This window comes from Crossiella sp. S99.2, from assembly GCF_023094165.1.
In the GTDB taxonomy this organism is placed as follows: Bacteria; Actinomycetota; Actinomycetes; order Mycobacteriales; family Pseudonocardiaceae; genus Crossiella.
The window spans coordinates 71,908-84,028 of record NZ_JALMDK010000001.1 but is presented as its reverse complement, the minus strand read 5'-3'; the positions used below and the strand labels follow the sequence as shown (position 1 = coordinate 84,028).

The 12,121-nt window shown below is 69.7% G+C and carries 10 protein-coding genes; 6 read left to right on the top strand and 4 right to left on the bottom strand.

Annotation, left to right across the window (positions count from 1 at the left end; genetic code table 11):
* The first annotated feature begins 11 nt into the window (after nucleotides 1-11).
* From MZC64_RS00345 to MZC64_RS00335, 3 genes are all read left to right on the top strand, one after another.
* Nucleotides 12-1,052 carry a zinc-dependent alcohol dehydrogenase family protein gene (locus tag MZC64_RS00345; protein ID WP_247755076.1) on the top strand — a complete coding sequence of 347 codons (1,041 nt, stop codon included), beginning with the start codon at nucleotides 12-14 and terminating at the stop codon, nucleotides 1,050-1,052.
* Between the two features lie 63 nt (nucleotides 1,053-1,115).
* The gene (locus tag MZC64_RS00340; protein WP_247755075.1) at nucleotides 1,116-2,009 is read left to right on the top strand and encodes a DNA-processing protein DprA; all 894 of its coding nucleotides are present in this window, start codon (nucleotides 1,116-1,118) and stop codon (nucleotides 2,007-2,009) included.
* Nucleotides 2,010-2,176: 167 nt separating this feature from the next.
* On the top strand, nucleotides 2,177-2,764 hold the full coding sequence (locus MZC64_RS00335; protein ID WP_247755074.1) for a phosphoribosyltransferase: 588 nt from the start codon (nucleotides 2,177-2,179) through the stop codon (nucleotides 2,762-2,764).
* Between the two features lie 21 nt (nucleotides 2,765-2,785).
* On the opposite strand, the gene MZC64_RS00330 is transcribed toward MZC64_RS00335, so the two are convergent.
* Together MZC64_RS00330 and MZC64_RS00325 are read right to left on the bottom strand one after the other, a co-directional pair.
* Nucleotides 2,786-3,871, bottom strand: coding sequence for an inositol-3-phosphate synthase (locus MZC64_RS00330; protein ID WP_247755073.1), 1,086 nt, complete (start codon nucleotides 3,869-3,871; stop codon nucleotides 2,786-2,788).
* A gap of 26 nt (nucleotides 3,872-3,897) precedes the next feature.
* Nucleotides 3,898-4,425 (bottom strand): PadR family transcriptional regulator, encoded by a 528-nt coding sequence (locus MZC64_RS00325; protein WP_247755072.1) that lies wholly within the window; start codon nucleotides 4,423-4,425, stop codon nucleotides 3,898-3,900.
* A 166-nt stretch (nucleotides 4,426-4,591) separates the two neighbouring features.
* On the opposite strand from MZC64_RS00325, the gene MZC64_RS00320 reads away from it, so the two are divergent.
* The 3 genes from MZC64_RS00320 to MZC64_RS00310 all read left to right on the top strand — a co-directional run bounded on the left by MZC64_RS00320 (nucleotide 4,592) and on the right by MZC64_RS00310 (nucleotide 9,626).
* Nucleotides 4,592-4,996 carry a DUF5318 domain-containing protein gene (locus MZC64_RS00320; protein WP_247755071.1) on the top strand — a complete coding sequence of 135 codons (405 nt, stop codon included), beginning with the start codon at nucleotides 4,592-4,594 and terminating at the stop codon, nucleotides 4,994-4,996.
* Between the two features lie 289 nt (nucleotides 4,997-5,285).
* On the top strand, nucleotides 5,286-7,940 hold the full coding sequence (locus MZC64_RS00315) for a transglycosylase domain-containing protein (protein ID WP_247755070.1): 2,655 nt from the start codon (nucleotides 5,286-5,288) through the stop codon (nucleotides 7,938-7,940).
* A gap of 147 nt (nucleotides 7,941-8,087) precedes the next feature.
* Nucleotides 8,088-9,626, top strand: a complete 1,539-nt coding sequence (locus tag MZC64_RS00310; RefSeq protein ID WP_247756170.1) for a glycosyltransferase 87 family protein — start codon at nucleotides 8,088-8,090, stop codon at nucleotides 9,624-9,626.
* Here the strand turns inward: MZC64_RS00310 and MZC64_RS00305 are convergent.
* Entirely contained in the window at nucleotides 9,607-10,830 is a 1,224-nt protein-coding gene (locus tag MZC64_RS00305) for an SGNH/GDSL hydrolase family protein (protein ID WP_247755069.1), read from the bottom strand. The genes MZC64_RS00310 and MZC64_RS00305 overlap by 20 nt on opposite strands.
* A 92-nt stretch (nucleotides 10,831-10,922) precedes the next feature.
* The gene (locus MZC64_RS00300) at nucleotides 10,923-12,119 is read right to left on the bottom strand and encodes an SGNH/GDSL hydrolase family protein (protein ID WP_247755068.1); all 1,197 of its coding nucleotides are present in this window, start codon (nucleotides 12,117-12,119) and stop codon (nucleotides 10,923-10,925) included.
* Nucleotides 12,120-12,121 lie beyond the last annotated feature (2 nt).

Below are 12,121 nucleotides of genomic sequence, written 5' to 3'. Positions count from 1 at the left end.
ATGTTTCGCCCGTGCGCGCAGTGACCTACGAGTCCTTCGGCGGTCCGGTGACCGTCGAGCAGTTGCCCGATCCGGTGCCCGGCCCGGCCGATGCGGTGATCGCGGTGGAGTCCACCGGGTTGTGCCGCAGCGACTGGCACGGCTGGATGGGCCACGACGACGACATCAGCACGTTCCCGCACGTGCCAGGGCACGAACTGGCCGGGGTGGTGCGCGAGGTCGGCGCGGACGTGCGCCGCTGGCGGCCCGGCGACCGGGTGACCGTGCCCTTCATCAGCGCCTGCGGCTCCTGCCCGTCCTGCCAGGCCGGTGACCAGCAGGTCTGCTCCGCGCAGACCCAGCCCGGCTTCACCCACTGGGGCTCCTACGCCGAGGCCGTGCGGATCCACCAGGCCGACGTGAACCTGGTCGCCCTGCCCGAGACCATGGCCTACGACACCGCCGCCGCCCTCGGCTGCCGGTTCGCCACCTCCTTCCGCGCGGTCCGCGACATCGGCGGCGCCCGCGCCGGCGAGTGGGTGGCCGTGCACGGCTGCGGCGGCGTCGGCCTGTCCGCGGTGATGATCGCCGCCGCCGCGGGCGCCCAGGTGATCGCCATCGACCTCAACGACGAAGCCCTGTCCCTGGCCACCGAACTCGGCGCCGCGGCAGTGCTCAACGGCACCGGCGTGGACACCGCCGAGGCCGTGCGCACCCTGACCGGCGGCGGCGCACACCTGTCCCTGGACGCCCTCGGCCACCCGGCCACCGCGGCCAACTCGATCAACGGCCTGCGCCGCCGCGGCCGACACGTCCAGGTCGGCCTGCTGCCCGGCGCCGCGACCGCACTGCCGATGGGCCGGGTGATCGCACACGAACTGGCCCTGCTGGGCAGCCACGGCATGGCCGCGCACGCCTACCCGGAGATGATGGCCCTGGTCAGCAGCGGAAAGCTGCGGCCAGACCGGCTGATCACCCGCACTATCGGACTGGCCGGGGCCGCCGCCGCGCTACCGGAGATGCATCGCAGCACGGCGGCGGGCATGACGATGATCAGTCCCGCCGACCTCTAAACTGCCCCATCGTGTGACCGCCAGCGCCTGCACATTCGAACGCGCGTTCGATAGGATGACACCGTGGCAGATCAGCGGGAACAGGCAGCTCTCCTGCTTGTCCTACGAGACAGTGGCCGCTCGTGGGCCGAGGTCGCGATGGCGGTGGAAGATGCAGGGTCCGCGATCGCGGTCCTCGATGAACTGCTGACCCCTGAGCAGCCCACACTTGATCATGTCGAACGTGATCTGGCCGCTGAGGTCGGCCTGCTCGCGCGGGAGATCGAGTCCTGGGCGGGCGAGGGCATCAGACTTGTCACACTGCTCGACAAGGACTACCCGGTGCAGCTGATGCTGGTCCACCAGCGCCCGCCGTTCCTGACCTACCGGGGAAGCCTCGATCCGCAAGATGAGCGGTCAGTCGCGGTGGTCGGCAGCCGGGCCGCGAGTCCGCGGGGGCTGAGCAGGACGCGGGAGCTTGCGACGGAGCTGGCGCAGGCCGGCTGGACCGTCGTCAGCGGACTTGCCGCCGGTGTGGACACCGCCGCACATCGGGCTGTGCTGGACGCCGGCGCGCGGACCGTTGCGGTCATCGGCACTGGCCTTCGGCATGGCTATCCGGCGGAAAACGCCGAGCTGCAACAGGAGATCGGCCGAACCGGGGCGGTGCTGTCCCAGTTCTGGCCGGACACCGGCCCGGCGAAGCATCAGTTCCCGATGCGGAACGCGGTGATGAGCGGCTGCGCGAGCGCGACCGTGGTGGTCGAGGCCGGCGAGCACAGCGGGGCGCGAATCCAGGCGCGGGTGGCGCTGGAGCACGGCAGGCATGTGTTCCTGACGCCGGAGGTGGTGCACGGCACGAATTGGGGCCAGGCAATGGCACAGCGTCCGAACACCACCGTGTTGGAGAACCCGGGCCATGTGCTCAAGGTTCTGGATGAGCTGATTGCCGAAGCACCCGACCTGATCCAGCTCTAACCGCAGTGCGTCCGATCTCCTGGAAGCTCCAGAGCTACCGCAACGTCCTGATTCCGGTGCCATCGGCCGGCCCCGGAGTGTGCACCACCTGCTGGCGCGAGGTCGAACGCTGGCCACAGTGCTTTCAGTGCAACAAACACTGTGATCAAGCCCGCTCACTCGCTGACGTGGTCACCCCGATCGCCCTGGCGGTCAAGGGTGGACAGTTCGCCCGGGAACTGTCGCTGTACAAGAACGGCGACAACCGGGCGCAGGCAACGCTGTTCAACGGATTCGCCACCATCCTGGAGTACTTCCTGCGTCAGCACGAGACGTGCCTGGCCAGCGCCGCACAGGCAGAACGGTTCGAGGTGGTCGCCGCGGTGCCAAGCACCCGGGGAAGGCTCTCCCATCCACTGCACCGGATGCTGAGCAGCAACATCGGCCGGACTCGGGCGCGCTTCGTCCCCGCACTGGCACCGGTGCCGGGCTTCGCTGACCGCGTCTTCACCCCGGATCGGTTCCAGGTGTGTGCGGATGTGGCCGACCGCAACGTGCTCCTGGTCGACGACACGTGGACCACTGGCAGCCACGCCCAGTCCGCCTGTGCGGCCCTCAAGGACGCGGGCGCGGCTCGGGTAGGCGTGCTTGTGCTCGGGCGACACTTCGAGCCAAGCACCGGAACCGCCCGCGACTACCTGGCGCGAGCAAGATCGCAGCTGTTCGACTGGGATCGCTGCTGCCTCGGTCAGTCGGGCCGCGGCCGGTGCGCCTGACACCGCCCGCGGCCCGCGGGATCAGTCCTCGCCGCGGATGAACTGCTCGACCTTGTCCCGCGCCACCGAGTCGTCGTACTGCTCCGGCGGGGACTTCATGAAGTAGGAGGAGGCGGACAGCACCGGGCCGCCGATGCCGCGGTCCAGGGCGATCTTGGCGGCGCGGACCGCGTCGATGATCACGCCCGCGGAGTTGGGCGAGTCCCAGACCTCCAGCTTGTACTCCAGGTTCAGCGGCACGTCGCCGAAGGCGCGGCCTTCCAGGCGGACGTAGGCCCACTTGCGGTCGTCCAGCCAGGCCACGTAGTCGGACGGGCCGATGTGCACGTTGCGGGCGCCGAGGTCGTGGTCGACCTGGGAGGTGACGGCCTGGGTCTTGGAGACCTTCTTGGACTCCAGGCGGTCGCGCTCCAGCATGTTCATGAAGTCCATGTTGCCGCCCACGTTGAGCTGCATGGTGCGGTCCAGCACGACCCCGCGGTCCTCGAACAGCCTGGCCAGCACGCGGTGCGTGATGGTGGCACCGACCTGGGACTTGATGTCGTCACCCACGATCGGCACGCCGGCGGCGCGGAACTTCTCCGCCCACACCGGGTCGCTGGCGATGAACACCGGCAGCGCGTTGACGAAGCCGACGCCCGCGTCGATGGCGGCCTGGGCGTAGAAGCGGTCGGCCGCCTCCGAACCCACCGGCAGGTAGGAGACCAGCACGTCCACCTCGGCCTCGCGTAAGGCCCGCGCGACGTCCACCGGCTGCTCGTCGGACTCCTGGATGGTCTCCCGGTAGTACCGGCCGAGGCCGTCCAGGGTGTGCCCGCGCTGCACGCTGACGCCCAGCGGCGGCACGTCGCAGATCTTGATGGTGTTGTTCTCGCTGGCCAGGATCGCCTCGGACAGGTCCATGCCGACCTTCTTGGCGTCCACGTCGAACGCGGCCACGAACTCGATGTCGCGGACGTGGTAGTCGCCGAACTGCACGTGCATCAGGCCGGGCACCCGGCTGTCGGGGTCGGCGTCGCGGTAGTACTGCACGCCCTGCACCAGGGACGCGGCGCAGTTCCCGACGCCGACGATGGCCACCCGCACACTGCGGCGGTCTCCGGACATGGCCGGGTCCTCCTTCAAAGTCGTCCTCATCGCTGGCGGTGTTCCGCCTCGATCAACTCGTCCAGCCACCGCACCTCGCGCTCGGCGCCGTCCAGGCCGAGTCGCTGCAACTGCCGGGTGTAGTGGTCGACGTGCTCGCAGGATCGGTCCAGGGTGGACCTGATCCGCTCCTGCCGTTCCGCCACGCAGCGCCGCCTGCCCGCCAGGATCCGCAGCCGCGCCTCCGGCGGCGTGCGGGAGAAGAAGGCCAGCCGGACGCCGAAGCAGTCGTCCTCCCAGTGCTGCGGGTTGACCTCGGCGAGCAGGCCGGCGAAGTGCTCCCGGCCGGCCGCGCTCAGTCCGTACACCCGCCGGGCCCGGCCGGCGGAGGCACTGGGCTCGCCACCGTCCTCGGCGATCAGTCCGGCTCGCTGCAACCGCCGCAGGGTGGGGTAGAGCGAGCCGAAGGAGAACGCCGGGCGATGCCCGCAGAGCAGGCAGCCCAGTTGTTTCCGCAGTTCGTAGCCGTGCATCGGGGCCCGGTGCAGGATGCCGAGGATCGCCAGCTCCAGCATCTGGCACCCCTTCCGGACGTGATTGTGACGCGGTTGACAGGCAGTCGGACTATATCGGGCCGATACATCGAAACCACCAGCTTCCGGGCGTGAGATGAACAACGACCCGGCAGCACTGCCCTGAACGGCTCACCGGGGCCTTGTGCCAGCCACGTAGTCTGATGGGGTGCGAACCCAGCGGCAGGTGGTGGACTACGCGTTGCAGCGCCGTGCGCTGCTCGCCGAGGTCTACTCCGGCCGGTCTGGGGTCATGGAGGTGTGTGACGCCAGTCCATACCTGCTCCGAGCGGCGAAGTTCCACGGTGAACCGAGCACGGTGACCTGCCCTGTGTGCCGCAAGGAACCCCTGACGCTGGTGTCCTGGGTCTACGGCGACGAGCTGAAGCACGCTGCGGGTTCGGCCCGCACAGCTGAAGAACTCGCCAGGATGGCAACCCTCTTCGAGGAGTTCAGCGTCTACGTAGTCGAGGTGTGCCGCACCTGCAGCTGGAACCACCTGGTGCAGTCATACGTCCTGGGGACGGATGGACTGCGCAGCGGCAGCTCCCAAAGGAAGACCGCCGCGGAGTGATCCGGCTCATGTCGCTGGTACGTACTGACGAACGACCGCCAAACGACGTCGCACCGTGCGACGGCGGTGGAAGGGCCTTTTCGTGAACGAGCGCGACGACCGACGGCGTGACGGCCGGCCGGGTGGACCTGAGCAGACCGGTGAGCACACCGGTCAGTGGGTGCCCAACTGGGACGAAGACGACACTCCGCCGCCGGGCCCCCGCCAGGGGCCGCCCCCGGGTGGGCCGCAGGGCGGGCCACCCGGCGGCCAGCGCCCCCCGATGCCCCCGCAGGGCGGCCGTCCCCCGATGCCCGGTGGACCTGGTGGCCCGAACACCCCGCCCCGCGGCGGTCCGATGCCCTACGGCGGTCCGAACACGCCCCCTGGCGGCGCCCCGATGGGTCACGGCGGTCCGAACACCCCGCCCGGCGGCGCGCCGATGCCCGGTGGTCCTGGCGGTCGTCCGCCCGGCCCGCCCGGCCAGCACCCGCCGTTCAACGGCGGCCCCGGCGGTCCTGGTGGCCCCGGTGGCATGCCGCCGCGCCAGCAGCACCCGGGCGAGGCGCCCACCGACCTGTTCCCGCCGGTGGCGGACGACCCGTACCCGCGTGAGCCCGAGCTGCTCACCCACCGCGAGCCCCTCCCCGGCGACCCGGACTACGACGACAGCCACGTCATCGACGCCGACGCACCGGATCCGGAGGAGGAACGCAAACTGCGCAAGAAGAAGATCTGGCGCCGCGTTCGCCGCACCAGTTACGTGCTCGCCGGCCTGGCCATCATCGCGCCGGTGGTTGCCTTCATCGTCGCCTACCAGTTCGTCACCGTGCTCAAGCCGGAAGAGGTCTTCAAGAACCACAACCAGGTGGTCACGATCAACTACTCCGACGGCAGCGAACTCGCCAAGGTGGTGCCCAAGGGCGGCGAGCGGGTCCAGCTGAAGTTCGAGGAGATCCCGCAGGTCATCAAGGAAGCGGTGCTCTCGACCGAGGACAAGAACTTCTTCGAGAACCCTGGCTTCGACCCGATCGGCATCCTGCGCGCGGTGTTCAACAACCTCACCGGCGGCACCGGCGGTGGCTCCGGCATCACCCAGCAGTACATCAAGATCTCCACCGGCGACGACGCGCCCACGCTGACCCGTAAGTTCACCGAGCTGGTGAAGTCGGCGAAAATGGACGCCCAGTACTCGAAGAACGACATCCTGACCAACTACCTCAACGTGATCTCCTTCGGCCGTGGCGCCGAGGGCATCGAGGCGGCGGCCAAGGCGTACTTCAACAAGAGCGCCAAGGAGATCAACCGTCCGGAAGAGGCGGCGATCCTGGCCGCGGTCATCCAGCGCCCGTACGAGTGGGACCCGGCGATCAACCGGGAGAAGTCGGTCAAGCGCTGGAACGACGTGCTGGACAAGATGGTCGAGAACGGCAAGCTCCAGAAGGCCGCCCGCGACCAGATGCAGTTCCCCGAGGACGGCGAGCAGCCCGGCCAGCTGCGCAACCGGGCAGAAGCGATCAAGGCGCGTGGTGGCGCGTCCGGCCCGAAGGCCCTGATCCAGCAGCAGATCGAAACCGAGCTGGAACGCAAGAAGATCAGCATGACCGCAGCCCAGAAGTACGGCTACACGATCACCACGACCATCGACAAGAAGGCGCAGGAGGCCGCCGAGGCCGCCGTGCAGAAGGTGGTCTTCGCCAGCGGCCAGCCGGAAAATCTGCGCTCGGCCCTGGTGGCCACCGACCCGAAGACCGGCGGCGTGCTGGCCTACTACGGCAGCAAGGACGGCAAGGGCACCGACTACGCCAAGTCCGCTCAGCCGCCCGGCTCCTCGTTCAAGGCATTCGTGGTGGCCGCGGCGCTGGAGAAGGACATCGGTCTGGGCACACCGTTCGACGCCAGCTCGCCGCGCACCTTCGGCAAGGGCAACAGTGGGTACACCGTGTCCAACGCGGGCAAGTACCCATGCACCCAGTGCTCGATCCGGCAGATGACCGAGTACTCGGTCAACACCGCCTTCGTCGACCTCGCCCTGCAGGTGGGCACCAAGACGGTGGCCAAGGCGGCCCAGGAGGCCGGGATCCCGACCGAAATCAACAACAAGCCCAGCCTGGGCCTGGGCAACGGCGGCTCCCCGTCCGCGGGTATCGCGCTGGGCGGCTACGAGGTCCGGACCATGGACATGTCCGCGGCCTACGCCACCTTCGCCAACGACGGCATGAAGAACGAGCAGCACTTCGTGGCCAAGGTGGTCGACGCCGCGGGCAAAACCCTGCACGAGTTCAGCGAGCCCGCCAAGCCCGCCTTCGACCAGAGCGACAGCAAGCACAACACCGACATCGCGCGCAACGTGACCGAAGCGCTCAAGCCGGTCGCCGGGTACTCGAAGCTGCCGCTGGACAACGGTCGGCCCTCGGCCGCCAAGACCGGCACCCACCAGTACGAGAAGGAGAAGGGCAGCAGCCACAACTCCCGTGCCTGGATGGTGGGTTACACCCCGTCGATCTCCACCGCGGTCTGGGTCGGCACCGACTACAACGAGATCCTCAAGGGCCGCTGGAACTCCCAGACCGGCAAACTCGTGGGCCCGAAGGATATGTACGGCAAGGACGAGCCGGGCGCGGTCTGGAAGGAGTTCATGGACACCTATCTCAACGGCACCAAGTCCGAGAACTTCGCCAAGGCCAACCCGATCGGCCAGTTCGAGGCGCCGGTGACCAGCACCAGCAACACCTCGGCGACCTCCACCTCGGGAAGCTCGGTCCCGCCGACCAGCAGCGAGGAACCGACCAGCAGCAGGCCGACCAACACCAGGCCGACCCCGACCTGCGGCGGCTGGCCCTTCCCGAGCTGCAAGCCGACCCCGACCGGCACTGGCAAACCGACCAAGACCTCCGAAGAGGATCCACCACCTGGTGGTGAGCCGCGCGGCGGCGGCCGCGGAGGTGGCGGCAACGGCAACTGATCAAGGCGGGGAGGTGGCAGTTCACCTCCCCGCCTTCTTCGTTCCGCGCTTCCCCGTAGCATCCGCAAGGTGTCCCATGCACCGGAGCGGCCCGAGCCGCAGGCCACCGATGGCGACTGGAGCCAGGCGCCGCCCGCGTCCAAGCGGATCGCGGACACCGAGTCGCTGACACCGCGGGAGCGGGAGGTCGCGACCTGGTCCGAGCCGATCGCGCGGCAGGCCAGCAGGCCGGCCGGCGGGTTGCTGGGGCGGCATGCGGTGGTGGGGCGGCACTGGTTCTGGACGCCGTTGCGGGTGGTGTTGCTGCTGGCCACCCTGACGCTGGCGCTGGGGTACACGGCCAAGGCGCCGTGTGTGCAGGAGTACGTGGACGACCAGGGTGTGGTGCAGCTGGACTGGCGGGATTCCCGGCAGTACGTGGCGATGTGCTACTCCGACACCGTTCCGCTCTACACCGCGGAGCGGCTGGACAAGGGCCTGTTCCCGTACAAGACCTCCTGGGTGGAGGACAACGGGCAGGTGCGCTACATGGAGTACCCGGTGCTGTCCGGGTTGTTCCAGTGGTTCAACGCCCAGCTCGCGCACGGCTGGGTGGCCATCGCCAACAGTGGCTGGCTGCCCAACGCGATGGCGGTGATCGTCTACTTCAACTTCAGTTCGCTGTGGCTGGCGCTGGCCTGGCTGGTGACCATCTGGGCGACCTTCAAGCTCACCGGGCGGCGGCCGTGGGACGCGGCCATCGCGGCGGTCTCGCTGCTGGTCGTGGTGCACGCCTTCACCAACTTCGACACCCTGGCCACCGCGTTCGCCGCGGTGGCGTTGCTGGCCTGGGCGCGGAACCGGCCGGGGCTGGCCGGGGTGTTGCTGGGGCTGGGCGCGGCGGCGAAGCTGTATCCGTTGTTCTTCCTCGGGCCGTTGCTGGTGCTGTGCCTGAGATCCGGGCGGATGGGGCACTGGTGGCGGACCACCTGGACCGCGGCGCTGGCCTGGGCCGCGGTGAACGCGCCGATCTACTTCCTCTACCCGGACGGCTGGCGGGAGTTCTTCCGGCTCAACTCCGAACGCGGGGTCGACCCGGACAGCATCTACAACGTCATCCAGTACTTCACCGGCTGGAGCGGCTTTGACGGCCCACTGCCGGCCGGGGCCTCGCCGACCGTGCTGAACACGGTCACCGCGGTGCTGTTCCTGTTGTGCTGCGCGGGAATCGGCTGGGTGGCACTGTCCGCGCCGCGCCGGCCGCGGGTGGCCCAGCTGGCCTTCCTGGTGGTGGCGGCCTTCCTGCTGACCAACAAGGTGTGGAGTCCGCAGTACTCGCTGTGGCTGGTGCCGCTGGCCGTGCTGGCGTTGCCGCGCTGGCGGCTGCTGCTGGCCTGGATGGTGGTGGACGCGCTGGTCTGGGCGCCGCGGATGTACTTCTACCTCGGCCCGGACAACAAGGGCCTGCCGCAGGACTGGTTCCTGGGCGCGGTGGTCATCCGGGACGTCTTCGTGGTGCTGCTGTGCGTGCTGATCCTGCGCGAGATCTACCGGCCGGAGCGGGACCGGGTGCGTGCCTTCGGGGTGGACGATCCGGCGGGCGGTCCGCTGGACGGCGCGCCGGATGTCTTCGTGCTCGGGCCTGCCCGCGCCGCGAAGAAGCAGCGCGAGCAGGCCGAGGCCGCGGCTACAGCGCTGACAGGCTGACCGCGGCGGCCATCGCCTTGAACCCGGCGTCGCCCGGGTGCAGGTGGTCGCCCTGGTCGTACTCGGGCTTGATCCGCTGCGGGTCCTGCGGATCGCGGATGGTCGCGTCGAAGTCGATCAGGCCGTCGAAGTCGGTGTTGGCGCGGATGTAGCGGTTGACCGCCTGCCGGGTGGCCTCCAGCTGCTCGCTGTAGGAGTGCCAGCCCTTGAACGGGGTGATGGTGGCGCCCAGCACACGCAGCCCGCGGTCCTTGCTGCGCTGCGCGATCTGCTTGAGCGCGGCGATGATCCGGTTCGGATCGGTCTGGTGCGGGGTCTGCTGGATGTCGTTGATGCCCTCGTAGACGATCACCGTGCGGGCGCCGGTGGCGGCTAGCACGTCCCGGTCCAGCCTGGCCAGCGCGTTCACCCCGGCGCTGCCGCCGTCCAGCAGCAGCCGGTTGCCGCTGATGCCCGCGTTGAGCACGCCCAGCCGCAGGTGCGCCGGACCGGCCTTCATCCGGTCGGCGAGCTGGTCCGGCCAGCGCAGGTTGGCGCCCCAGGTGGAGTTCGCGCCGTCGGTGATCGAGTCGCCGAGAGTGACCACGCTGCCGCGCACGCCCGGCGCGCGCACGTCCACGCCGGAGACGTAGTGCCACTGCCGGGTCTGCTCGGTGAAGGCCGCCCCGGACTCGGCCCCGGCATGGTTGCCGTTGCGGGTGAAGTAGGAGTTCTGCATGGTCAGCGAGTGGTAGGTGACCGGGCCGGAGGGGTTCGGGGTGAACGTGGTGACCAGCAGGTTGGCATCGGCCGGCACGTTCAGCGCGACCGGATCGCTGAGCACGTCGGCGTAGGGCGGCGCGGTGATCTCCCGCTCGCCGCCGAAGGTCAGCGTGCGCATCGTGCCCGGCACCGCGGCCGGTGTGTCCGCCCCGGCCGCCAGCGCGACCGTGACCTGCCCGAACAGCACCGGCGCGCGGCCGAAGGCGTTGGACAGCCGGACCCGGACCTGGGCGCCGCCGATGCTGGTGTGCACGATGTTGCGGATCGAGTAGTTCGGGTAGCCGGACTCGGTGTTGGGCAACGCGGCCGAGGGCGAGGCCGCCCAGGTGCCCACCCAGTTACCCGGTGGCGCGGCCGAGGGTTCCCCGACGGCCTGACCGCCCGAGGCCAGCAACGCCACCACACTGAACGCAACCAGCCAGCGCTTACCGTTGGACGCCATTCGCGAGCCTCCTGCAGCCACGTCGACGGGGACGCGTTCGACCTAATCAGCGCGCTGGGAGCGGGACCATCCGCCGATCCTCTGATTCCGGTTCACAGTGCTGAGAGCGGCACCGCGGCCGCCATCGCCTTGAATCCGGCGGCGTTGGGGTGCAGGTGGTCGCCCGAGTCGTAGGCCGGGGCCATCCGCAGCGGGTCCGGCCCATCGCGCAGGGCCGCGTCGAAATCGACCAGGCCGTCGAAGTACGGGTTGTTGCGCAGGAACCGGTTGACCTCCTGGCGCGGCGCGTCCAGCTCCTCGGTGAAGCCCCAGATGCCCTTGATCGGCGCGATGGTGCCGCCGAGCACCCGCAGGCCACGGGCCTTGGCCCGCTGCGCGAGCTGCTTCAGCCCCTCGATGATCTTGCGTGCGTCCCGCTGCCGGGGTTCCTGCAGGATGTCGTTGATCCCCTGGAAGACGATCACCGTGCGCACCCCGGCCGCGGCGAGCACATCGCGGTCCAGCCTGGACAACGCGTTCACCCCGAGCGGGCCGCCGTCCAGCAGCACCCGGTTGCCGCTGATCCCGGCGTTGAGCACGCCGAACCGGGAGTTCAGCCGGTCGGCGAGCTGGTCCGGCCAGCGCAGGTTGGTGTTCATGCCGGCGTTCCAGCCATCGGTGATCGAATCGCCCAGTGCCACCACGCTGCCGCGGGCGGCGGTGCCGCGCACGTCCACCGCGCTGACGTAGTGCCAGCTGCCGGTCTGCTCGGTGAAGGCGGCCCCGGACTCGGCCGCGGCGTGGTCGCCGTCGCGGCTGAAGTAGGAGTGCTGCATCGCCATCGAGTGGTGGGTGACCGGGCCGGAGGGCTCCGGGGTGAAGGTGGTGACCAGCAGGTCGCCGTCGGCGGGCACGGTCAGCGCGACCGGATCGCTGACCAGGTCGGCCCCGGCGGGCGCGGTCACCGAGGTGGCGCCGCCGAAGGTCAGCACGCGCATGCTGCCGGGCACCGCGGCCGGCGTGTCCGGGCTGGCGGCCAGCGCGAGGGTGACCCGGCCGAAGAGCACCGGCCTGGTGCCGAAGGCGTTGGACAGCCGCACCCGCGCCTGGCTGCCGCCGATGCTGGTGTGCACGATGTTGCGCATCGAGTGCTGGGCATAGCCCTGGTCCGAGCCGGGCACCGCCGAGGAGGGCGCGGCGGCCCAGGTGCCGACCCAGCCGGGACCGGGCGCGGCCGTGGCCGGGCTGCCGGAAACCAGCAGGATCAGCACAGCCGTGGTCGTGAGGAAGTGCTTTCCGCGCAACGCCATGG

Bases quoted from the DNA above. Each gene is read 5' to 3' on its own strand.
- MZC64_RS00325 (WP_247755072.1), bottom strand. From the start codon at position 4,425: ATGCTGGAGCTGGCGATCCTCGGCATCCTGCACCGGGCCCCGATGCAC.
- MZC64_RS00305 (WP_247755069.1), bottom strand. From the start codon at position 10,830: ATGGCGTCCAACGGTAAGCGCTGGCTGGTTGCGTTCAGTGTGGTGGCG.
- MZC64_RS00315 (WP_247755070.1), top strand. From the start codon at position 5,286: ATGCCCGGTGGACCTGGTGGCCCGAACACCCCGCCCCGCGGCGGTCCG.
- MZC64_RS00330 (WP_247755073.1), bottom strand. From the start codon at position 3,871: ATGTCCGGAGACCGCCGCAGTGTGCGGGTGGCCATCGTCGGCGTCGGG.
- MZC64_RS00300 (WP_247755068.1), bottom strand. From the start codon at position 12,119: ATGGCGTTGCGCGGAAAGCACTTCCTCACGACCACGGCTGTGCTGATC.